We start from the raw sequence: 23,220 nt of genomic DNA, 5'->3' as shown, positions 1-23,220 counted from the left end.
CGTTTTTTTAAAGTTGTGAACTAAATATATGTTACTTATTTCACACTAACGAACTCTGGATAGGCATCGATACCACAGTCGTGAAGATCCATCCCCGCCAGCTCTTCTTCTTCGGTCACTCGGATACCGACGGTGTACTTCAACACAGCCCATACCGCCAAGCTAGCACCAAATACCCAGCCGAAGATAACCGCAGCACCAAGTAGCTGTGCGCCAAATGTCGCATCTGCATTGCTGAACGGTACAACCATCAGGCCAAGGAAACCACACACACCGTGCACCGAGATAGCACCGACAGGGTCATCGATCTTGACCTTATCCAAGCCGATGATGCTAAACACCACAAGTGCACCAGCAACCACACCGATGATGACTGAAGCCATAGGTGATGGAGATAGCGGATCAGCAGTAATCGCGACCAGACCAGCCAAGGCACCGTTGAGGATCATCGTCAGATCAGCCTTGCCCCATGTTGTCTTACACACAGCTAACGCGGCAATGGCACCTGCTGCAGCGGCAGCGTTGGTGTTCAAGAAGATCTGGCCGACAGCGGTAGCGTTATCAAAGTCAGACACCATCAGCTGTGAACCACCATTGAAGCCGAACCAGCCCAGCCAAAGGATGAAGGTACCCAATGTCGCCAGCGGCATGTTAGAACCCGGGATTGGGTGAATAGCGCCGTTCTTGCCATATTTTCCCTTACGGGCACCCAGTAGTATTACACCGGCCAAAGCAGCTGCTGCACCCGCCATGTGGACGATACCCGAGCCGGCAAAGTCGCTGAAGCCTGCTTCAGACAGGAAGCCGCCGCCCCACGTCCAGTAACCTTCTAGTGGGTAGATGAAGCCAGTCAAAATGACAGAGAAAATGAGAAACGACCACAGCTTCATACGTTCGGCAACCGCGCCAGAAACAACAGACATCGCCGTTGCCACAAACACCACCTGGAAGAAGAAGTCGGATTCCAGTGAGTGATCGGCCCCTTCAGCCTGGGTACCAATCAGGGCACCAATTGAAGGGATCCAGCCACCTTCGCCGTTATCAACATACATAATGTTGTAGCCGACAATCAGATACATGGTACAAGCGATGGCATACAAGCAGAAGTTTTTGGTCAGAATTTCAGTGGTGTTCTTAGAGCGCACCAAACCGGCTTCCAGCATGGCAAAGCCCGCAGCCATCCACATAACCAGTGCACCAGAAATCAAAAAGTAAAAAGTGTCGAGTGCGTAACGCAGCTCACTTACAGTTGTTGCTAGTTCCATAATCTTCGTCCCCTACGCTTAATTCTTATAAAGCTTCTAAATCCGTTTCACCGGTACGAATACGTACTGCATGGTCTAGGTCGTAAACAAAAATCTTGCCGTCACCAATCTTGCCGGTCTGTGCTGCCTTTGAAATGGCATCGATAATGGCCTCTAGGTTTTCTGCCTGAGTCGCAATTTCCAGCTTAACTTTCGGTAGGAAGTCCACTTGGTACTCTGCCCCGCGGTACAGTTCGGTGTGGCCTTTCTGGCGACCGAAACCCTTAACCTCTGAGACGGTCATTCCCTCGACACCAACATCTGCTAGCGCTTCACGTACATCGTCCAACTTGAATGGTTTGATTATTGCGTTGATCAATTTCATTGCCTGCTCCTCGAAAACGGAATTCCTTCTCAATCACAGTTCAATAACAAACAAGCAACGTGCCAACTTTTTTAACCCTTAATTTTCAACACCTTATTGAAAAGTGTGATTTGGATACAAAAAAGGCCGCACCTAAATAGTGCAGCCTTTTCACCGATATGAAGCAATTACCCCCTGTATAGGGCATGTTGGTTCAAAAGCGGGTAACGAACCCGCGCCACGCCGTCAAAACCTGTGCAAAGTCCTCGAACCCGCATACAGCCATAGCCTCTTCGTCATAGAAGTCCATGTTGTCTTCCAGCTCAGTATCATCTTCAGAAAACAAGTAGTTAGCTTGAATTATTGCCTCATTGTCCTGCAACGTCAGGGTCAACTCCTCGCCAATAATACGCCATTCCTGAGTGCTGTTTTTCAGTGCACCAAGCTGGGACATCACGCTGTCCATCTTGTCAAAGTCCTTGCCGACCTCTTCCAGCAACCAGCGCCCGAGAGCTTCATGTCCCATAGAGAAAACCGCATGATAGCTACCGTCCAGGGTATTCTTTTTAAAATCGTAATCCATAGCTATCCTCTGTGTGATGTCAGTGATCTTAAGTGCAATGATGGTAAACTTAACTGAAGCAGGGTGATGAACCCGCCTCTTCGCGCAAGAGCGCACATTTTCAGGATCTGACACAGAAATGCAACTCAATGCGACCATTGCCCGGCAAATCGTCGAACGGACGATGAAAATCATCCACCACTCGGTCAATGTGATGGACGAGTACGGCCGGATCATTGGCTCCGGCGATCCCAGCCGCCTCAACCAGCGCCATGAAGGCGCAGTGCTTGCCATCACCGATAACCGGGTGGTCGAGATCGATCCCGGTACCGCATTGCAACTCAAAGGGGTTAAACCCGGTATAAACCTGCCAATCGTCTTCCGCGACCAAATTATAGGTGTCGTAGGGGTCTCCGGCACGCCGGATCAAGTGCGCAACTATGGCGAACTGGTCAAGATGACCGCCGAGCTTATCGTCGAACAAGAAGCCTTGATGTCGCAGGTGCAGTGGAACAAACGCCACCGCGAAGAATTGGTTCTGCAGCTGATCAAAGATACCGAGCTCAATGACGCCCAGTTGCTCTCCATCGCACAAAAGCTCGATCTGGATCTGGCCCAGCCACGCATTGCCGCCTTGGTGAAAGTGATCCCTGCCGCAGGCGAGTCACTGTCGCTCGAACACCTGCAAAAGATGGTTCACCTGCTTGAATACCCAGAGCGCGACAATCTGGTGGGAATCCACTCGGTATCACTCAACGAGATTGTGGTGCTCAAGCCCATTACCTTAGAAGGCGCCGGCTGGTCTCGGACAATTGAGCAAAAACGGGTCAACAAGCTGATGCGGCGGGTTGCCAAGGAAAGCCACTTTTCTATCCAAATCGCCTTTGGTGACTATTTCCCCGGCCTGCAAGGGTTGTCGCGTTCATTCCAGACCGCCCAGGCGACCCTCAATGCCAGCGGCAACGATGATGATGTCCTTTTCTATCAGGATCACCTGCTTCCTGTACTGCTTAGCGGGCTCAAAGATGACCCGTGGCGCTACGAGCAATTGGTCCAACCGCTCGACGCTCTCAAGGCCAATGACCCCAGAGGCACCTTGCTAAAGACCCTTGAGGTATTTTTTGCTCAGAATTGTGATTTAGCTCAAACGTGCGAAATGCTCCATATTCACCGAAATACCCTGCGCTATCGACTCGATCGTATTGAGCAGGGAACACAGCTAAGTTTCAATAACTTATCTGATAAGACACGGTTATACCTCGCCCTCTCCTGCTAGCCCCAAAAACCATCAAGTTGTGCAAGCGCACAAAAAAGATGATTTGAGGTGATGATTTTTCGTCACCTCGCCTAAAGCCAAATGCAGCCTGCCCAAGTACATTCCACCGCAGTTAGGAATTTTCTTTTTTTCTTTTTTAATTTTGACGTGGAATAGAACATGGTAGAAGTATCAACACTGGGTGCTCTGGCTGCGCTGGTAGTGGCCATTAGCCTTATCCTGAAAAAAGTCCCGCCAGCCTACGGCATGATCATTGGTGCCCTCGTCGGTGGTATTGTCGGTGGCGTTTCGCTGACCGATACCGTTAACCTGATGATCGGCGGTGCCCAGGGCATTGTCACGGCGGTACTGCGTATCTTGGCGGCCGGTGTCCTTGCTGGTGTCTTGATTGAATCCGGCGCTGCAACCTCCATTGCTGAAACCATTGTCAAAAAAGTCGGTGAAACCCGTGCCCTGCTGGCACTGGCTGTCGCCACGATGATCCTGACTGCGGTCGGCGTATTCGTTGACGTTGCCGTGATCACCGTTGCCCCAATTGCATTGGCGATTGCCCGCCGTGCCGATCTGTCGAAAATGGCTATCTTGCTGGCCATGGTCGGTGGTGGTAAAGCCGGTAACATCATGTCGCCAAACCCCAATGCGATTGCCGCAGCCGATGCCTTCAATGTCCCACTAACGTCAGTGATGGCGGCCGGCGTGATCCCTGGCCTGTGCGGTATGGCTTTCGCTTACTTCATTGCCAAAAAACTGGTTAACCGCGGCAGCAAAGTCGCCGAGCACGAAGTCGTCGCAGTTGACCACAGCCGACTACCGAAATTCGGTGCCGCTATTGTCGCTCCGCTTATTGCGATTGCTCTACTGGCGCTGCGCCCTATTGCCGGGATCAATGTTGACCCGCTGATCGCCCTGCCACTGGGTGGCTTGGCCGGTGCCGTTGTCATGGGCCGCTTCCGTGATACCAACCACTTTGCCGTATCCGGCTTGACCCGTATGGCGCCTGTAGCAGTCATGCTTCTGGGTACCGGTACACTGGCTGGCATCATTGCCAACTCCGGCCTGCGCGACGGCTTGATTGAACTGCTGACGGCCTCTGGCCTGCCATCTTACCTACTGGCACCAATCTCAGGCTCGATGATGTCACTGGCGACCGCCTCAACCACTGCGGGCACCGCCGTTGCTGCTAGCGTATTCAGCCACACCATCCTTGAGCTGGGCGTCCCTGCCCTTGCCGGTGCCGCGATGATCCATGCCGGTGCCACAGTGCTTGACCACATGCCACACGGTAGTTTCTTCCATGCAACCGGTGGTGCGGTTCACATGGATATCAAAGAGCGCCTTAAGCTGGTGCCTTACGAGTCAGCAGTCGGTCTGATGATTGCCGTCATCTCGACCCTTATTTTCGGTGTATTCGGTTTCTTCGTTTAAGGATTTATAGCCATGAAAATTATTATTGCCCCAGATTCATATAAAGAAAGTTTGACGGCCATGGAAGTGGCAACGGCTATCGAAGCGGGTTTCCGCCAAGTCCTACCAGAAGCCGAATACCACAAATTGCCAATGGCAGACGGCGGTGAAGGCACCGTCCAGTCTCTGGTGGATGCGACCAATGGTTCAATCATCGAGCAATCCGTTACTGGCCCGCTGGGCGAGCAGGTAGAGGGTTTCTACGGTGTGATGGGCGATGGCCGCACCGCGATCATCGAAATGGCGGCAGCATCCGGCCTGCACCTCGTCGCACCTGAACTACGCAACCCACTGAAAACGACTACCTTCGGTACCGGTGAGCTGATCAAGGCAGCACTGGACAAAGGCGTCGAGCATATCATCGTCGGTATCGGTGGCAGTGCCACCAATGACGGCGGTATCGGCATGGCACAGGCGCTGGGTATCCGCCTGCTAGACGAAAGCGGCGAGGAAGTTGGTTACGGCGGTGCCGAACTGGCCCGTATCGCTACTATCGATAAAACCCACCTCGACCCTCGCCTAGCAACCGTGAAACTGGAAGTTGCTTGTGACGTCGACAACCCGCTATGCGGCCCGAAAGGCGCATCGCATATCTTTGGTCCCCAAAAAGGCGCATCACCGGAGATGGTCGAGCAGCTTGATGCCAACTTGGCCCACTACGCCGATATCATCAAAGCCCAACTGGGCCGTGATGTGAAAGACATGGCCGGTGCCGGTGCTGCTGGTGGCCTTGGCGCCGCCCTGCTTGGCCTATTGGATGCGAGCCTGCGTCCGGGTATCGACATTGTGATGGATGCAGTAAACCTGCTGGATGTGTGTGCCGATGCCGACTTGGTGATCACCGGTGAAGGCCGCATCGACAGCCAAACGGTTCACGGCAAAACCCCAATCGGTGTTGCCCGTACCGCCAAGCGCTTCCATATCCCGGTGATCGGTATTGCAGGCTGTCTGGCCGCCGATTGCGACGCGGTCTACGACCACGGTATCGATGCGGTATTCAGTGTTACGCCACGTGCGATGGATCTTCAAACCGCCATGGATGAAGCGGCATTCAACGTCGAGATGACCGCTCGCAACGTTGCCGCGATGCTGACCGTCGGCAAACGCTAATCCTATCCTTTTAGCTCGCTAAACACCTAGGCCGGTACATTATGTACCGGCCTTTCTTTTGTGCTCGGTTTCGAATATCGAAAAACCATGATGTACGAACTTAGAAATTAACCCCCGTGTCTACTTTACGGGGGTCATATCACTCTAGCCTCTAGCCCGAGTGTTACCTCCTCCACAAAACCACCAAACCAAAACGGTGTTAGCTTCCTCACAGAACCACACATTGATCCGCGTCATTCAGATTATGGTCATCTCCCCCGTAGTCTAATAGGGCAAGCTACTCTTTTTCTCGTGAAGGATCCTGTCATGGACAAACTACTTGCTCTCCTATCCGGCCGAAACGGGTCTCACCGCATCGAAGACCTACTATTGCTGTTGCTCCGGTTGGCCATCGGTGGTGCGATGCTGACCCATGGCGTCGGCAAGATAATGAACTTCAGTGAGCTCGCACCCACCTTTATCGACCCATTCGGCATCGGCTCGACGCCAAGCCTGGTATTAGCGATGCTTGCCGAAGTACTTGGCTCCATTGCCCTGATGCTAGGCGTCCTGACCCGTGTCAGCGCGCTGGTATTGCTGTTTTCTATGGGTACCGCAACCTATGCCGTCGGTATGCTCAAAGGCTGGGCAGGTGCCGAACTGGCTTTCATCTATTCGCTGGTTTATCTCACCCTGATGGTACAAGGCGGCGGCCGCATCGGCCTTGAGCACTTTTGGCTCAGCAAGCGCCGTAAAGCGAAAGCCCAAGCAAAAGCCATATAAACAAAAACGCCTCCAGCTGGAGGCGTTTTTTATCTTTGGCTTGTAACTATCAGTCAGTTAGCCCTTAGGCTGGCTGCTGAATAATGACATCGTCCGCTTTCTTGGTGTACTGATCCATGCGGTGGAAGTTGAGATAGCGATAGGTATCCGCTGCCGTTGCATCAATCTGCTTGGCGTACTCAAGGTACTCTTCCTTGGTTGGGATACGGCCAAGAATCGCCCCGACCGCTGCCAGTTCAGCAGAAGACAGGTAAACATTGGCACCGGTACCCAAACGGTTCGGGAAGTTACGGGTAGAAGTCGACATCACTGTTGCCTTATCAGCAACACGGGCCTGATTACCCATACACAATGAGCAGCCTGGTGTTTCGATACGCACACCCGCACGACCGAAGATACCGTAGTAGCCTTCTTCGGTGAGCTGATCTTTATCCATCTTGGTTGGTGGTGCGACCCACAGGCGGGTATCAAGCTGGCCACCAAACTTCTCAAGCAGTTTACCTGCCGCACGGAAGTGGCCGATGTTGGTCATACACGAACCAATGAACACTTCATCGATCGAGGTACCCTGCACATCAGAAAGTAGACGCGCATCATCCGGATCGTTTGGTGCACACAAGATAGGTTGATTGATATCAGCCAGGTCGATTTCGATAACATGCGCGTACTCGGCATCGTTATCCGCTTCCATCAACTCAGGGTTCGCCAACCACTCTTCCATCGCCGTAATACGGCGCTCGATAGTACGGCGGTCACCATAGCCTTCGGCAATCATCCACTTAAGCATTACGATATTAGAGTTGAGGTACTCAGCAATCGACTCTTGAGATAGCTTCACCGTACAACCAGCAGCACTTCGTTCAGCGGAGGCATCAGAAAGTTCAAATGCCTGCTCAACCGTCAGGTGTTCAACCCCTTCGATTTCCAGCACGCGGCCTGAAAACTCGTTGATCTTACCGGCTTTTTCTACCGTCAGCAGACCTTGCTGGATCGCGTAGTAAGGGATCGCATGAACCAGATCACGCAAGGTGATCCCTTCTTGCATCTCACCCTTGAAGCGAACCAAAATAGATTCTGGCATATCAAGTGGCATCACACCGGTTGCGGCAGCAAATGCGACCAGACCAGAGCCTGCAGGGAACGAAATACCCAGAGGGAAACGGGTATGTGAGTCACCACCGGTACCCACGGTATCAGGCAGTAGCATACGGTTCAGCCATGAGTGAATAACACCATCGCCTGGACGTAGTGACACGCCACCGCGGTTCATGATGAAATCAGGCAAGGTATGGTGGGTGTTCACATCAATCGGCTTAGGGTAGGCCGAAGTGTGACAGAACGACTGCATGGTCAATTCCGCGGAAAAGCCCAGACACGCCAAATCTTTTAGCTCATCACGGGTCATTGGACCGGTAGTATCCTGCGAGCCTACCGTTGTCATTTTCGGCTCACAGTAAGTACCCGGACGGATACCTTCCACACCACAGGCTTTACCGACCATCTTCTGGGCTAAGCTGTAACCTTTACCAGAATCTTCAACCGCCACTGGGCGACGGAATACATCAGAAGATGGTAGGCCCAGTGATTGGCGGGCACGATCAGTCAGGCCACGGCCGATAATCAGAGGTATACGGCCACCGGCACGCACCTCGTCAACCAGCACATCGGTTTTCAGTTCAAAGCTCGACACCACATCATCACTACCATGACGACGTACTTCACCCTTGAACGGGAAGATATCAATCACATCGCCCATATTCAGCGCAGTAACATCCACTTCGATCGGCAGCGCACCGGCATCTTCCATTGTATTGAAGAAGATAGGCGCAATCTTGCCACCAAGGACATAACCGCCGGCACGCTTATTAGGCACATTAGGGATATCATCGCCCATGAACCACAGCACCGAGTTGGTCGCCGACTTACGCGAAGAACCCGTACCGACAACATCGCCAACATAAACTAGCTGGTGGCCTTTCTCTTTTAGCGCATCGATTTGCTTAATTGGGCCAATCGAGCCTGGCTGCTCAGGTTCGATACCTTCACGTTCGCTCTTCAGCATCGCCAAGGCATGAAGTGGGATATCAGGTCGCGACCACGCATCCGGTGCCGGTGAAAGGTCGTCGGTATTGGTTTCGCCGGTTACTTTGAAGACGGTCAGGGTGATTTTTTCAGCCAGTTCAGGCTTGGATAGGAACCACTCGGCATCCGCCCAAGATTGGATCACCTGCTTGGCAAATGCATTACCGGCTTTGGCTTTTTCTTCGACGTCATAGAAGGCATCGAACATCAGGAGAGTATGGGATAGCGCCTTAGCCGCGATGGGGGCCAGGGCATCATCGTCAAGCAGTGCAATCAGTGGTTCAATGTTGTAACCACCTTGCATGGTACCCAATAGCTCGGCAGCTTTTTCCTTGCTGACGATTGGGGACTGCGCTTCGCCTTTGGTCAGTGCCGCAAGGAAACCCGCCTTGACGTAGGCCGCTTCATCAACACCAGGGGGAATACGATTTTCCAGCAGATCTAGCAGAAAGGCTTCCTCACCAGTCGGTGGGGTCTTCAGTAATTCAACCAAAGCGGCAACTTGCTCAGCATCGAGCGGCTTTGGTACAACTCCTTCTGCTGCACGTTCTTCGACGTGTTTACGGTAGGCTTCAAGCACGACATATTCCTCATTTTAGGTTTGGCCGCAATGGCCAAACATCCTTGGAAGTGATTGATCTGCCGTTAGCATCCTTGAAGGTCGTGTTATTCCTTCTGTTACATAGGAAATGTTACTATTTCAGCCAACGGAGACCAAAACCGTTCACCGAGCATACCAGATTTAACGTAATATTAAAATCCGGCCGTTTTTTACAACATTCACAAAATTTGAATAAATGTAAGGAACTGTTATTTCAACCGGATTCTTTTCGCCTTTATTTCAGTTCGTTATATTACAACGCCCCACCAAAGAAGACATAAAACGCATGGTTTGACTGCTCGGTACGGCCGTAGGCCAAGATAAGCGGCCCTACCGGTGTGGTGATCCCGGTGTACAGACTGCCTGCTGTGTAAAGTGGAACATCCTTATAACTCAGGTCAGAGTCGTTATAAACGCCACCGTATTCCACAGAGCCGCCAAAAAAGACTGAAGATTTGAACAAGCCAAAATCCTGCTCCATCAGGTTATAACGATAAATGGCAGCGGTGAATATTTTGTTATTGCCCGATAAACTGTTTTTCGGGATCCCGGACAAATTGAGGAAACCACCCAGCTCTTTGGGGTCAAGCTGTAAGTCAAAGTCCGATCGTACCCGCCCGTATTCGACTTTGCCCATAAAGGTATGGTCGCCATAGGTCTGCGCCCCTTTCCAGTTCATGTCAAAGTGAACCGAGAAGTCATTCAGCTCGCCTGGAATCCCTTCGATGCTGGAGATGTCATCCGACGCCGCAACTTCCACTTCGAACAAGTTACCTTGGTAAGGCAACATAAAGTCATCTAAGGTATCAAGGCTATAGCGGAAATAGCCGACGTGGCTTTTGCGTTTCTCAACCCCGATGTTTAGAGCACCTAAAAACTCCCGCTCACCACTGATATATCGCATTCCCATCCTGAACTCTTGCCACAGTTCAGGCTGCCAACCAAATGAAGCATCAAAAGTCGTGTCGTTGTATGTCGCAGGCACAAAAAAATCGATGTCTTCCAGCGCCGGTTCGTCCTCAAACAGAGGAACATTCTTATCAGCACTTTCGTATTCGGCAGTAATCAGCGAGAACCAGTCCTGATTTTTGACAAATGGCAGGTATAGTCCCGTTGCAATACGTTTGTCCGATCCATATTCTAGCTCGGTCCGCCACTCAGCCCCGGCCCGGCTGAGCCCGGTGACATTGAATGCCATTCCGAAGGAGTAATCAGTACTGTTTTCAAAATCATCTTCGAGGGCGAAGCGGAAATCGATGAAGTTCGGTCCCCAACTTTTCTCTCTAACATCGAGCAGGATGACATTCTCATCATCAACTTGTTCAATACGATAATTTATTCGCTCAAAGCGATCCAAGGCGTACAGGCTGCGCACGCTCTCATTCAGCTCTTCCGAGCTAATAACCTTGCCAGCTTCCAACTCCAAGCGATCAAGCAGTACATCATCGGCATAACTACTATTATTTTCCAGCCGGATCTCATCCACCACCAGCTCATCCAACGGCACCAGCTGGCGACGACGTTTCTGCTTGTTATCGATATAGTTCTGGAACCAAGTACTGCGACCCAGGTGGGCAAGCTCATCAGCCATCGCCATCACCTCAACATAACCGCTTTCAAAGGCCAGCGGCATCCGGGCAAAGTCAGCCGTTTTAATACCACGGATGTTAGGGCGGACAATAAAGTCTTTATCTGACAGCAAAGCAATCTGCCGGTCGGCGTTATCACGCACCATAAAATCAGTAAGCTGATCCATGACGGCAAAATAGTTATTCAGCTCATCGCGGTTTTTGAATTCGTTGCTGATATCAACAGCAATAATAATATCCGCCCCCATATTGCGAACCACTTCAATCGGCAGGTTATCGGTGATCCCACCATCGACCAGCAGTTTGTCATTGAGCTCTTTCGGCGGCAGCAAGCCCGGAATAGACATACTGGCCTGCATCACCTCGGCCAAGTCGCCTTTATCAAGGACCACGGGCTGAAGATTTTCGATATCGGTGGCGACCGCGCGGTATGGGATCACCAGTTGGTCAAAACTGTCAAATACCGGCAAGTTACCCGAGCTCGAGCGTAAGATCTCGCCCATGGTCTGCCCCTGGACAATCCCCCTCGGCGCTTTTAGCTCCCAAAGCCCAAAGCCCAGCTCGCTGTTAACTTGGAATCTGTCTTCCTGTTGCTTCTCGCGGACCCGACGCTCACCGCGCTTCACCCGGTCCTGATAGCCTCGCTCCCAGTCAACACTGGTCAGCAGCGCCTCAATCTCATCAGCACTCATACCTGTCGCATACAGGCCTCCGACATAGGCCCCCATACTGGTTCCCGCAATGTAATCGACAGGGATCTGAAGATCCTCCAGCGCCTTGAGCACCCCGATATGGGCTGCACCCTTGGCACCACCGCCGCCCAGCACGACACCGATTTTCGGCCGTCCCTCGGCAAACGCCGTAGAAGAAAAAGATACACTGAACAAGCACAAAAATGTGATACTTAGCACTAAAGTTCTGCAACAATACTGCAGATAACAAAACACACTGTGAGTTGCCGCAAATGGCTGTTCTTGGGTCATGGGCTACTTATTCCGTGAACGCTCGCTACGTTCACATCTTCAAACAAAACTATAAAGACTATGAAGTTCAACCAATTCACAATCAAACAAAAGCTGATCCTAGCAATGGTTCTCGCGGTTCTCGCCTCAACCTTACTGGTTGGTATCATCAGCCAGAAGCAGTCAAGGCAGGTGGTCGAAAACCGGCTGATGCAGTCGGAGCTCCCGGCTACCCTAATGCAAATCCGTAATAATATCGACAAAGAAGTCTCACTGATGCTGGCTGCTGCCGAACAATTGGCGACCAGCCGTTTTGTTACCGACCTCTATCATGATGGCAGAACACAAGCTGATGAAACCAAAATAATTCAGCGACTGAATGATATCAAAAACCAGTACCAATTGTTCGATGCCTCTATTGCTGATCGTACCAGTGGCGATTACTGGAACCAGAACGGTTTCCTCCGTCGTCTGACTCCTCAGAAAGATAACTGGTTTTACGACTTTACCCAATCCGGCCAAGCCCGCTCGCTCAGTGTGTTTCGCGAAAGTAACGGCGACGTAAAACTGTTCGTCAACTACCAGCAGTTGCACGGCAAAGGTATGGCCGGCCTGTCGAAGTCCCTTGCCGAGATGGTACGCTTTATCAACCAGTTCCAATTGGAGCAAACCGGCTTTGTGTACCTTGCCGATAGCAATGGTGTAGTCCAGATCCATCGTGACCGTAGTGTGATGGGCAATAAAAAGCTGGCCAATCTCTATGGCGCCCAAGCAGCATCTACCCTAATGGCAAAAGATGATTTCAATATCGTCCAGCAAACCATCAACGGCCAGGATGTTTTGGTCGCCACCAGCTACATCCCGTCAATGAACTGGTATGTGGTTGCCCAGCTACCGCTTGGGGAGGCCTTTGCCGAGCTCAACCAAGCTCGACAAGAAATCATGTTGTGGACAGCCGGTATTGCCGGTGTATTTGTCATGCTAGCCATCTGGCTCGGCACCAACATCACCCAACCCATTTCTCGTCTCGCTGCTATGTTCAAAGATCTGGGTGAAGGCGAAGGCGATCTTCGCCACCGAATTGAAGTCACTGGCAATGATGAAATTGCCCAGCTCTCTGCTGGCTTCAATAGCTTTATCGGCAAGATCCATTACTCGGTCAAGGAAGTCGCCGAGACCGGTAATAGCCTGCGTGAAGCAGCAGAGTCGGTCGCCCACCAAGCCGAGATCACCTTGGACACCAGCCACAGCCAACGTGACCGTACCCTGCAGGTGGTAACAGCCATTAATGAAATGGGTGCCACCGTCAATGAAATCGCCAACAATGCGGCGCAGGCTGCCGATGCCGCGCACAACGCCGAGAACGAGACCCAGAGTGGACAGCAGGTGGTCACCCAAGCGCGCGATACCATCAACCAGTTGTCCAATGATGTCACTCAGGTCAGCGAGGTCATTGAATCACTGGCCAGTAACACCCAGGCGATCGGCAGTATCCTGGACGTGATCCGCGGTATTTCAGAGCAAACCAATTTGCTGGCGCTAAACGCAGCGATCGAAGCCGCCCGTGCCGGTGAGCAAGGTCGCGGTTTTGCCGTTGTCGCCGATGAAGTACGCAGCCTCGCCAGCCGAACCGCTGACTCCACGGATGAAATTCAGACGATGATCAACCGCCTGCAGGAAGAGGCCAGCAATGCGGTCAATGCCATGGTACAAAGCCGCCAGCTGACATCAGATGGTGTCTCGGCCGCGGACGAAGCTTCGGGGGCTCTACTGTCGATTTCTGATCGTATCACCCTGATTTCCGATATGAATACCCAAGTTGCCACAGCCACCGAAGAGCAATCAACCGTGGTCAGCGATATCAACTGCAATATCGAAGATATCAACGAAACCACCCAGCGCACCGCTGATACCGCTTCGCAGCTGGCCCAATCTAGCCAGGAGCTACGTGATCTGTCCAAGCGTCTGGATGACATGGTCGGCACCTTCAGATTGTAATTAAGGTTAGCTCTGTAAGTAACCGCATCAATTAGCATTTACTTATCTTAGGGGGAGCAACGTGCTCTCCCTTTTTTGCACTCCCCCTTTTCCCCTCAACGCTCATCCCTTCGACATATTGCTTCGCAAGATACAAAATACCGCCAATAGTCATTTTAAAAATTTGCAAAAGTGAACGTCTCCAGATTAGCCACCAGGCATACAACCCAAACAAAAACAAAAGCTTAAATTAGTGGCATCAATTTTGACTGATAACAACCAGCCAAAGGGGGATTTTTGTAATGGATAGAAAAATTTTACTGTCAGTCGTGCCTTTTTTGTTGTGGAACCACAACGCCAGCAGTGCAGCCTTCGATACCTGCCCATATACCGCGTTTTTGATGCAAGACAAACAAACCAACGTATACGGTGTCAACCTGCTGACCGGCGCCTACCAGACCCTGCAAACGGATATTGGCCAAACAGGAAACCTCAATGCCGCTGGCTACAATGAAACCGACAACTTTATTTATGCTTTTAACACCACCAGAAAAAAGGTGGTCAAGGTAGGCAATGACTTCAAGGCAACCGACCTGTCCGTCACTGGCCTGCCCGACTCGCCCTTCTATGTCGGTGATGTCGCTAACAACACCTATTACCTCTACCGCTCGGGGCTATACAAGATCCCACTTGACGAAAATGCCCCTGATTTTCTCGTGGCAAATAAGCTCGAAGGCAGCGATAACAGCATGAAGCTGACTGATTTCGCCTTCCACCCTGCAGATGGCAACATCTATGCCGTTGATAACAAACAGGGCCACCTGTACCGCATCAACCCCACCGATGGCAGCAAGGTGATCTTAGGCAACGCGGGCGTTACCGGAACATTTGGTGCCGCCTATTTCGAAGCCAGCGGTAAATTTTATTTCAGCCGTAACCAGGACGGCATCATTTTCACCATTGATATTTCTGATCCTGACAATATCGATACAACGGCTGTTCAGTTTGCCGCGGGGCCAAAGTCTGGCCTCAACGACGGGGTACGCTGTGCCTCTGCCCCGGTAGAAATTGACTCCATTGACTTAGGCGATGCCCCCGACAGCTACCAGACCTCGGTCGACAATAACGGTGCCCGCCACGATCTCAACAACAATTCTCTCTTCCTCGGCGGTGTTGCGCCTGACAGCGAAGCGGTCGTTGGTACCAGCGATGATGAAACGGGCACCGATGATGAGGACGGAGTTATCATCACCCCGCTGCAAAGTGGTGAACAGGCACTGATATCAGTCACGGCCAATAAGGCCGGCGGATTCCTCAATGCCTGGATTGACTGGAACCAAGATGGCGATTTTGCCGACAGTGACGAGCAAATCAGTACCGGCCAGCCGCTGGCGGCAGGTATGAATTCGCTGTTGATCAATGTCCCCAACTCTGTCACTGCAGGTGACACTTGGGCCAGGTTCCGCTTGAGTAGTGCCGAAACCCTCCCCGCTTTCGGCGGCGCACCTGACGGTGAAGTAGAAGACTACGCCGTCACACTGGAAAGTGCCCAGTTGAGCACCGCTAGCTATGGGCCTTTTACCGCCGCCTTTGAAGACAGCTGGCCACGAGAAGGCGATTACGATCTCAATGACGTCGTCATGCGCTATCAGATAGAAATAAAAACCGATCAGACTAACGACACCCGATTGGTAAAAATCTCCGGCGATCTGCAAGCGTTGGGCGCAGACTACCGCAATGGCTTTGGGATCCACCTACCGTCACTCAGCCGCAGTGCGGTCAATGAGAATGAAATCATCTTTGTCCGCAACGGAAGTATCGATACCGATTCTCCACTCGAAGCCGGCCAAGGCAATGTCGTACTCATTATCTCGGACGATCTCACTGCAGATACCCAGTCAAGCTGCCGTTTCCACCGAACCAGGGAGAACTGCCAGGAATCCGAGAAGTTCAGCTTCTCTATCACCCTACCGCTCGTTGATGGTATCCAGTCTTCGAGTTTACCTGCCGCACCCTTCGACCCGTTCATCTTTGCCGTCGACGGTTTTCATCATGGCGAAGGGACATCCGTTGGACGTGGGCTGGAAATCCACCTTGATGACTTTGAGCCAACCCAGCTTGGCAATGCCAGCCTAGAGTTAATGGGCAACTATGATGACCGTAGTGACAGTGGCCTCGGCAGCCTATACCGCACTGGTAATGGCCTGCCTTGGGGATTCATCCTCACCGAAAGCTGGACCCACCCACTGGAGCAAGTCGATATGCTGCAGGCCTACCCACGCTTCTTTGATTACTGCACAAAAGGCGATCATGTCGACTGGTTTACCCAAGGCAAGCGCGTCAGCCAGCATCTTTATGGCCTCGAATAACCGCATAGCATCGAACTGAAATGATTTGAAATAAAGAGAGGAATTAATGATGAAACAGTACAAGCGATTACTATGCGGCTGGATATTGGCGTTGGGGCTCACCGCTTGCGGTGGTGGGGGCGGAGATAGTGCTTCATCAGGCAGTTCACCTTCCGATGACGGTGGCAATAGCGAGGAAGAATCAGTCACCATGGCAACCATCAAAGTCGCGCCGGATTATGATTTCACCACCAGCAAACAGCTGGAAGTGGATGTCGACCTTAGCTCACTCACCGACAAACGCGCCTATATCGGCTTCTACCAGCAATGGAACGGCGATGACAATTCCCCCATCCCTAATCCTGATACGCAACTGCTATTGTTTATTACCGATGACGGCCAGCTGAACCAGACCCTGACTCTCGGCAAACAGCAGCAATCACTGATGATGTTGGTGATGTTTACCGATACCAGCATTCCCCCTATTGCCAAGGTGTTTGCGCTCGGTGATGGTAAAGAGCTGCAGTATCCGTAAAAGCGGCGATGGGCCATAGAACCACTCTTTACCCGCCAGCCTGTAGCCACGAGCCTCTGGCCCTATCAGAAACTAAAAAAGCGCCCTAAGGCGCTTTTTTCATAGTCGTTAGCAAAGTAGTAATTACTTACGCTTAACCGCTTTGGCATTTGGAAGGTCTGTAATTGAACCTTCGAATACTTCTGCAGCCAGACCAACAGATTCGTGTAGTGTTGGGTGAGCGTGGATAGTCAATGCAATATCTTCTGCATCACAACCCATCTCGATCGCTAGACCGATTTCGCCCAGTAGCTCACCACCGTTAGTACCTACGATAGCACCACCGATCACACGGTGCGTGTCTTTGTCGAAGATCATCTTCGTCATACCGTCAGCACAGTCAGAGGCGATTGCACGACCTGAAGCAGCCCAAGGGAAAGTCGCAACTTCGTAGTTGATACCTTCTGCTTTCGCTTCTTTCTCAGTCTTACCAACCCATGCAACTTCTGGCTCAGTGTACGCAATTGAAGGAATAACTTTAGGGTCGAAGTAGTGCTTCTTACCAGAAATAACTTCAGCCGCTACGTGGCCTTCATGCACACCTTTGTGAGCAAGCATTGGTTGGCCAACGATGTCACCGATAGCGTGGATGTGAGCAACGTTAGTACGCATCTGCTTATCAACGTTGATGAAACCGCGCTCATCAACTTCGATGCCCGCTTTCTCTGCGTCGATCAGCTTACCGTTTGGTACACGGCCGATAGCAACAAGAACAGCGTCGTAACGTACGGCTTCAGAAGGTGCTTTCTTGCCTTCCATTGACACGTAGATACCGTCTTCTTTCGCTTCAACTGCCGTGACTTTCGTCTCAAGCATCAGGTTGAATTTCTTCTTGATGCGTTTTGTGAAGACTTTGATGATGTCTTTGTCAGCCGCAGGAATAACCTGGTCAAACATTTCAACCACGTCAACCTGAGAACCCAGTGCGTGGTAAACCGTACCCATTTCTAGGCCGATGATACCGCCACCCATGACAAGTAGCTTCTCTGGTACTTCTTTCAGCTCAAGTGCGTCAGTTGAGTCCCAGATGCGTGGGTCTTCGTGCGGGATAAACGGTAGCTCGATAGGACGAGAACCTGCCGCAACGATAGCGTTGTCGAAGTTAACAGTTGTTGGACCGTCTTCGCCTTCAACAACGATAGTGTTAGGGCCAGTAAATTTACCGTAGCCGTTAACAACGTTAACTTTACGCATCTTAGCCATGCCGCCAAGACCGCCAGTAAGCTGGGTAATTACTTTTTCTTTCCAAACACGGATCTTGTTGATATCGGTTTGAGGTTCACCGAATACAACACCGTGCTCAGCCATTGCTTTAGCTTCTTCGATCACTTTAGCAACGTGAAGCAGCGCTTTAGATGGGATACAACCCACGTTCAGACATACACCACCAAGTGTGCTGTATTTTTCGATTAGAACCGTATCCAGACCTAAGTCGGCGCAACGGAACGCCGCAGAGTAACCAGCAGGGCCTGAACCCAACACCACTACCTGGGCTTTAATTTCTTTACTCATCATGACCTCGTTGTAAGTCTTTTATCCCTAACAGGCTAAGTATTCGTGTTCTACTTCTTGTTTCAGCTAGCTAACGATTTTACAGAGGTGTTAACAAACTGAAAAGAAAATTACCATAGCCTGTGAGCTACACAACACTTCCATGCCCGCTTTTACGGGCATGGAGGTTGGGTTAGGAAACCTTAAAGTACCAGACGGCGAATGTCAGACAGACACGCGTTCAGGTATGTAATGAAGCGAGCACCTTCCGCGCCATCGATCACACGGTGGTCGTATGATAGAGACAGTGGAAGCTGTAGGCGTGGTTCGAACTCTTTGCCGTTCCACACAGGCTTCATTTCAGACTTAGATACACCCAGGATACCCACTTCTGGTGCGTTCACGATTGGCGTGAACGCAGTACCGCCGATACCGCCAAGGCTTGAGATAGTGAAACAGCCACCCTGCATATCAGAAGCCGTCAGCTTACCTGCACGTGCTTTCTTAGAAATGGCTTTCAGCTCATCAGATAGCTCGTAGATACCTTTCTTGTTCACGTCTTTGAAGACTGGAACAACAAGGCCGTTTGGCGTATCGACTGCGATACCAACGTTCACGTACTTCTTCAGAATTAGGCTTTCACCGTCTTCAGATAGAGAAGAGTTGAACGCAGGGAAAGCTTCAAGTGCTTTCGCTACCGCTTTCATGATGAACACAAGTGGCGTGATCTTCATGCCAGTGTCTTTCTTCGCTTCAATCGCGTTCTGCTCTTTACGGAATGCTTCCAGAGCTGTGATATCGGCGTTGTCCCACTGTGTAACGTGAGGGATCATTACCCAGTTACGGTGTAGGTTGGCACCAGAGATCTTCTTGATGCGAGAAAGCTTCTGAACTTCGGTCTCACCGAACTTGCTGAAGTCAACTTTCGGCCATGGTAGTAGGCCAAGCGCAGAACCGTCGCCGCTGCCAGATGCTGCTGCACCAGACTCAAGACGCTTAAGTGCATCTTTAACGAAGGTCTGAACGTCTTCTTTCAAGATACGGTTCTTACGACCAGTACCTTTAACCTTAGATAGGTTAACGCCGAATTCACGAGCTAGGCGGCGAACAACTGGAGACGCGTGTGCGTACTCGTTGTTTTCCTGGAAATCACCCGTTGAAGCTGGAGCTGCCGCCGCTGCTGGAGCAGGAGCCGCTGCAGGTGCTGGAGCTGCTGCCGCTGGTGCAGGAGCCGCTGCAGGTGCTGCACCCGTTACTTCGAATACCATGATTAGTGAGCCAGTTGACACTTTGTCGCCAGCTGCAATCTTGATTTCTTTAACCGTACCCGCGAATGGTGCAGGAACTTCCATAGAAGCCTTGTCACCTTCAACAGTGATCAGAGATTGCTCTTCTTCCACTGTATCGCCAACAGCAACCATGATTTCAGTAACTTCTACTTCATCACCGCCGATGTCTGGAACGTTTACTTCTTTTGCTGCTGCCGCCGCAGGAGCCGCCGCTGGCGCTTCTACTGCTGCTGGAGCTGCTGCCGCAGGTGCTGAACCTGCAGTTTCGAAGATCATGATTAGAGAGCCAGTCGATACTTTATCGCCTGCTGCTACTTTGATCTCTTTTAGCGTACCGGCAAATGGTGCTGGTACTTCCATTGATGCCTTGTCGCCTTCAACAGTAAGAAGAGACTGCTCTTCTTCGATGCTGTCGCCAACTGCAACCATGATTTCAGTTACTTCAACTTCGTCGCCACCGATATCCGGTACGTGAACTTCTTTCAGTTCAGCCGCTGCTGCTGGAGCTGGAGCAGCAGGTGCTGCTTCAGCCGCAGGAGCAGGTGCTGCAGCTGCAGCACCCTCGGCTTCGAAAATCATGATTAGAGAACCGGTAGAAACAGTGTCGCCTTCAGCAACTTTGATTTCTTTAACGATACCCGCCTGAGAAGCTGGAACTTCCATAGAAGCCTTGTCGCCTTCTACAGTGATCAGTGACTGCTCTTCTTCAACCTTGTCGCCAACGCTGACAAGAATCTCAGTTACTTCAACCTCATCCGCACCGATGTCAGGTACATTAATTTCGATTGCCATGTTTAATTTGCCTCTTACGCGTATAGCGGGTTGATCTTGTCTGCGTCGATGTCGAACTTAGCAATTGCTTGTGCAACTACTGATTTCTCAACATCACCACGCTTAGCCAGTTCAGTCAGTGCAGCAACAACTACGTAGCCAGCATTAACTTCGAAGTGGCGGCGTAGGTTCGCACGGCTGTCAGAGCGGCCGAAACCGTCAGTACCAAGTACTTTGAAAGACTCAGAAGGCATGTACGCACGAACTTGTTCTGCGTAGTTCTTCATGTAGTCAGTCGCAGCGATAGCTGGCTCAGTACCCATCACTTCAGTGATGTAAGGTACTTTAGCTTCCGCTTCTGGGTGAAGCATGTTGAAGCGCTCAGCGTCCTGACCGTCACGTGTTAGTTCGTTGAACGAAGTCACAGAGTAAACATCAGATGCAACACCGTAGTCATCGCTCAGGATCTGTGCAGCTTTGCGTACTTCGTTCATGATAGTACCAGAGCTCATCAGCTGAACTTTCTTATCGCCCGCGTAAGATTCTAGCTTGTAGATACCCTTACGGATGCCTTCTTCAGCGCCTTCCGGCATTGCTGGCATGGCGTAGTTTTCGTTCATTACCGTTAGGTAGTAGAACACGTTCTCTTGGTTCTCGCCGTACATGCGACGGATACCGTCTTGCATGATTACCGCTAGCTCGTAAGCGAACGTTGGATCGTAAGAGATACAGTTCGGGATAGTGTTCGCTTGGATGTGCGAGTGGCCATCTTCGTGCTGTAGACCTTCACCGTTCAGTGTTGTACGACCAGCTGTAGCACCTAGTAGGAAGCCACGAGCTTGTTGGTCACCTGCTAGCCATGCCATGTCGCCAATACGTTGGAAACCGAACATTGAGTAGTAGATGTAGAACGGGATCATTGGCAGGTCGTTGGTGCTGTATGACGTTGCAGCAGCAACCCAAGAAGCCATTGAACCTAGTTCGTTGATACCTTCCTGAAGAACCTGACCAGAAGTCGCTTCTTTGTAGTAAGAAACGATGCCTTTATCTTCAGGTGTGTATTCTTGACCGTGTGGGTTGTAGATACCTACCTGGCGGAATAGACCTTCCATACCGAAAGTACGCGCTTCGTCACAGATGATAGGCACGATGTTCTTACCGATGCTCTTATCTTTCAGAAGGATGTTTAGCGTACGTACGTAAGCCATTGTGGTAGAGATATCACGCTTCTGCTCTACAAGTAGAGAAGAGAATGCGTCTAGCTCAGGCACTTTGAACTCTTGAGTGAACTTCGGCAGACGCTTAGGCGTGTAACCGTGCAGCGCGTTACGACGAGCGTGCATGTATTCGTACTCAGGCGTACCTTCTTCCAGTTTCAGGTAAGGAAGCTCTTTGATCTTCTCGTCTGAAAGGATGTCTTGAAGGCCCAGGCGATCACGTAGGTGCTGAACATGGGTCATGTCCATTTTCTTCACACCGTGAGCGATGTTCTTACCTTCAGCTGCTTCACCCATGCCGTAACCTTTAACAGTCTTAGCTAGGATCACAGTTGGCTTGCCGCCTGTTTCTTTAGCATTGTTGAATGCCGCGAACAGTTTAGATGAATCATGACCACCACGCTTAAGTGCGAAGATTTCGTCATCAGTCATGTCTGCAACAAGTGCTGCTGTTTCTGGGTACTTACCAAAGAAGTGCTCACGTACGTAGGCGCCATCTTTAGACTTGAATGTCTGGTAGTCACCGTCGATAGTTTCATTCATTAGCTGAAGAAGCTTACCGGAAGTGTCTTTAGCTAGCAGCGAATCCCAGTTGCTACCCCAGATAACTTTAACAACATTCCAACCTGCGCCTTTAAATAGGCCTTCAAGTTCTTGAATGATGCTGCCGTTACCCATAACAGGGCCGTCTAGGCGCTGTAGGTTACAGTTGATTAGGAAACATAGGTTGTCTAGCTTCTCACGCGCAGCGAAAGAAATAGCACCGCGAGATTCTGGCTCATCCATCTCACCATCGCCAAGGAACGCGTAAACGCGTTGCGCTGAAGTCTCTTTCAGGCCACGGCCTTCAAGGTACTTAAGGAAGCGCGCTTGGTAGATAGCAGAGATTGGACCCAGACCCATAGATACCGTCGGGAACTGCCAGAATTCAGGCATTAGTTTAGGGTGCGGGTATGAAGGGATACCTTTACCGTCTACTTCTTGGCGGAAGTTGTCTAGCTGCTCTTCAGTCAGGCGGCCTTCAACAAATGCGCGAGAATAGATACCTGGAGAGATGTGACCTTGGTAGTAAACCAAATCGCCGCCATCAACATCGTTTGGTGCACGGAAGAAGTGGTTAAAACATACTTCGTAGAATGCAGATGCAGACTGGTAAGAAGCCATGTGGCCACCTAGGTCCAAATCTTTCTTAGAAGCACGCAGTACGATCATGATTGCGTTCCAACGGATAATGGAACGAATACGGCGCTCAAGCGTTGTATCACCTGGGTATGCAGGCTCTTGTGCTGCTGGGATCGTATTGATGTAGTTGGTCGTCATGCCAGTTGGCATATCTACGCCATCAAGACGAGCCTTGTCCAGTACTTGCTCAAGTAGGAACTGGGCGCGTTCTACACCTTCTTCACGAACCACTGACTCTAGGGCTGCTAGCCACTCTTGAGTTTCCAGTGCATCCACGTCATTTTTCATGACTTCAGACATGCGATCTATCCTTTCGTTGATAATCTACAAAACTAACAATGTCGCGACTGTTTAC

General features: G+C 51.1%; 15 protein-coding genes. 7 read left to right on the top strand and 8 right to left on the bottom strand.

Annotated features, from left to right (window positions below; genetic code table 11):
• Window positions 1-35: 35 nt before the first annotated feature.
• The 3 genes from L4D79_RS24605 to L4D79_RS24595 form a co-directional block, all read right to left on the bottom strand.
• Window positions 36-1,265, bottom strand: a complete 1,230-nt coding sequence (locus L4D79_RS24605; RefSeq protein WP_428655430.1) for an ammonium transporter — start codon at window positions 1,263-1,265, stop codon at window positions 36-38.
• A 25-nt stretch (window positions 1,266-1,290) separates the two neighbouring features.
• Window positions 1,291-1,629, bottom strand: coding sequence for a P-II family nitrogen regulator (locus L4D79_RS24600; RefSeq protein WP_428655428.1), 339 nt, complete (start codon window positions 1,627-1,629; stop codon window positions 1,291-1,293).
• 193 nt (window positions 1,630-1,822) lie between these two features.
• A complete protein-coding gene (locus L4D79_RS24595; RefSeq protein ID WP_428655426.1) occupies window positions 1,823-2,191 on the bottom strand; it encodes a YacL family protein in 369 nt (122 codons plus the stop codon).
• A 118-nt stretch (window positions 2,192-2,309) separates the two neighbouring features.
• Between L4D79_RS24595 and L4D79_RS24590 the strand changes: the two genes are divergently transcribed.
• The 4 genes from L4D79_RS24590 (at window position 2,310) to L4D79_RS24575 (ending at window position 6,782) form a co-directional block, all read left to right on the top strand.
• The gene (locus tag L4D79_RS24590; protein WP_428655424.1) at window positions 2,310-3,446 is read left to right on the top strand and encodes a sugar diacid recognition domain-containing protein; all 1,137 of its coding nucleotides are present in this window, start codon (window positions 2,310-2,312) and stop codon (window positions 3,444-3,446) included.
• A gap of 159 nt (window positions 3,447-3,605) precedes the next feature.
• Entirely contained in the window at window positions 3,606-4,871 is a 1,266-nt protein-coding gene (locus L4D79_RS24585; RefSeq protein ID WP_428655422.1) for a GntP family permease, read from the top strand.
• A gap of 12 nt (window positions 4,872-4,883) precedes the next feature.
• Window positions 4,884-6,020: a glycerate kinase gene (locus L4D79_RS24580; protein ID WP_428655420.1), complete on the top strand. Its 1,137-nt coding sequence runs from the start codon at window positions 4,884-4,886 to the stop codon at window positions 6,018-6,020.
• Between the two features lie 306 nt (window positions 6,021-6,326).
• Window positions 6,327-6,782 (top strand): DoxX family protein, encoded by a 456-nt coding sequence (locus L4D79_RS24575; protein ID WP_428655418.1) that lies wholly within the window; start codon window positions 6,327-6,329, stop codon window positions 6,780-6,782.
• Window positions 6,783-6,846: 64 nt separating this feature from the next.
• On the opposite strand, the gene acnB is transcribed toward L4D79_RS24575, so the two are convergent.
• Window positions 6,847-9,444 (bottom strand): bifunctional aconitate hydratase 2/2-methylisocitrate dehydratase, encoded by a 2,598-nt coding sequence (gene acnB, locus L4D79_RS24570; RefSeq protein WP_428655416.1) that lies wholly within the window; start codon window positions 9,442-9,444, stop codon window positions 6,847-6,849.
• A gap of 274 nt (window positions 9,445-9,718) precedes the next feature.
• Window positions 9,719-11,965, bottom strand: a complete 2,247-nt coding sequence (locus L4D79_RS24565) for a patatin-like phospholipase family protein (protein ID WP_428655414.1) — start codon at window positions 11,963-11,965, stop codon at window positions 9,719-9,721.
• A 132-nt stretch (window positions 11,966-12,097) separates the two neighbouring features.
• On the opposite strand from L4D79_RS24565, the gene L4D79_RS24560 reads away from it, so the two are divergent.
• The 3 genes from L4D79_RS24560 (at window position 12,098) to L4D79_RS24550 (ending at window position 16,876) form a co-directional block, all read left to right on the top strand.
• Window positions 12,098-14,014, top strand: coding sequence for a methyl-accepting chemotaxis protein (locus L4D79_RS24560; protein ID WP_428655412.1), 1,917 nt, complete (start codon window positions 12,098-12,100; stop codon window positions 14,012-14,014).
• 281 nt (window positions 14,015-14,295) lie between these two features.
• On the top strand, window positions 14,296-16,362 hold the full coding sequence (locus L4D79_RS24555; RefSeq protein WP_428655410.1) for an LruC domain-containing protein: 2,067 nt from the start codon (window positions 14,296-14,298) through the stop codon (window positions 16,360-16,362).
• A gap of 49 nt (window positions 16,363-16,411) precedes the next feature.
• On the top strand, window positions 16,412-16,876 hold the full coding sequence (locus L4D79_RS24550) for a hypothetical protein (RefSeq protein ID WP_428655407.1): 465 nt from the start codon (window positions 16,412-16,414) through the stop codon (window positions 16,874-16,876).
• 123 nt (window positions 16,877-16,999) lie between these two features.
• On the opposite strand, the gene lpdA is transcribed toward L4D79_RS24550, so the two are convergent.
• From lpdA to aceE, 3 genes are all read right to left on the bottom strand, one after another.
• Window positions 17,000-18,427 (bottom strand): dihydrolipoyl dehydrogenase, encoded by a 1,428-nt coding sequence (lpdA, locus tag L4D79_RS24545; protein WP_428655405.1) that lies wholly within the window; start codon window positions 18,425-18,427, stop codon window positions 17,000-17,002.
• Between the two features lie 182 nt (window positions 18,428-18,609).
• Complete coding sequence (gene aceF / locus L4D79_RS24540; protein ID WP_428655403.1) at window positions 18,610-20,487, bottom strand: pyruvate dehydrogenase complex dihydrolipoyllysine-residue acetyltransferase; 1,878 nt, start codon at window positions 20,485-20,487, stop codon at window positions 18,610-18,612.
• A 14-nt stretch (window positions 20,488-20,501) separates the two neighbouring features.
• Window positions 20,502-23,165 (bottom strand): pyruvate dehydrogenase (acetyl-transferring), homodimeric type, encoded by a 2,664-nt coding sequence (gene aceE, locus L4D79_RS24535; protein WP_428655401.1) that lies wholly within the window; start codon window positions 23,163-23,165, stop codon window positions 20,502-20,504.
• Between the last annotated feature and the right edge of the window lie 55 nt (window positions 23,166-23,220).

The sequence above is a fragment of the Photobacterium satsumensis genome (genome assembly GCF_050336935.1).
GTDB classification, from domain to species: domain Bacteria; phylum Pseudomonadota; class Gammaproteobacteria; order Enterobacterales; family Vibrionaceae; genus Photobacterium; species Photobacterium satsumensis.
The sequence above is the reverse complement of the archived record's forward strand: the minus strand, read 5'-3'. Positions and strand labels throughout refer to the sequence as shown.

Excerpts from the sequence above, each read along its gene's own strand:
- L4D79_RS24605 (WP_428655430.1), bottom strand. The coding sequence starts at position 1,265 with ATGGAACTAGCAACAACTGTAAGTGAGCTGCGTTACGCACTCGACACT.
- L4D79_RS24600 (WP_428655428.1), bottom strand. The coding sequence starts at position 1,629 with ATGAAATTGATCAACGCAATAATCAAACCATTCAAGTTGGACGATGTA.
- L4D79_RS24595 (WP_428655426.1), bottom strand. The coding sequence starts at position 2,191 with ATGGATTACGATTTTAAAAAGAATACCCTGGACGGTAGCTATCATGCG.
- L4D79_RS24590 (WP_428655424.1), top strand. The coding sequence starts at position 2,310 with ATGCAACTCAATGCGACCATTGCCCGGCAAATCGTCGAACGGACGATG.
- L4D79_RS24585 (WP_428655422.1), top strand. The coding sequence starts at position 3,606 with ATGGTAGAAGTATCAACACTGGGTGCTCTGGCTGCGCTGGTAGTGGCC.
- L4D79_RS24580 (WP_428655420.1), top strand. The coding sequence starts at position 4,884 with ATGAAAATTATTATTGCCCCAGATTCATATAAAGAAAGTTTGACGGCC.
- L4D79_RS24575 (WP_428655418.1), top strand. The coding sequence starts at position 6,327 with ATGGACAAACTACTTGCTCTCCTATCCGGCCGAAACGGGTCTCACCGC.
- L4D79_RS24560 (WP_428655412.1), top strand. The coding sequence starts at position 12,098 with ATGAAGTTCAACCAATTCACAATCAAACAAAAGCTGATCCTAGCAATG.
- L4D79_RS24555 (WP_428655410.1), top strand. The coding sequence starts at position 14,296 with ATGGATAGAAAAATTTTACTGTCAGTCGTGCCTTTTTTGTTGTGGAAC.
- L4D79_RS24550 (WP_428655407.1), top strand. The coding sequence starts at position 16,412 with ATGAAACAGTACAAGCGATTACTATGCGGCTGGATATTGGCGTTGGGG.
- lpdA (WP_428655405.1), bottom strand. The coding sequence starts at position 18,427 with ATGAGTAAAGAAATTAAAGCCCAGGTAGTGGTGTTGGGTTCAGGCCCT.
- aceF (WP_428655403.1), bottom strand. The coding sequence starts at position 20,487 with ATGGCAATCGAAATTAATGTACCTGACATCGGTGCGGATGAGGTTGAA.
- aceE (WP_428655401.1), bottom strand. The coding sequence starts at position 23,165 with ATGTCTGAAGTCATGAAAAATGACGTGGATGCACTGGAAACTCAAGAG.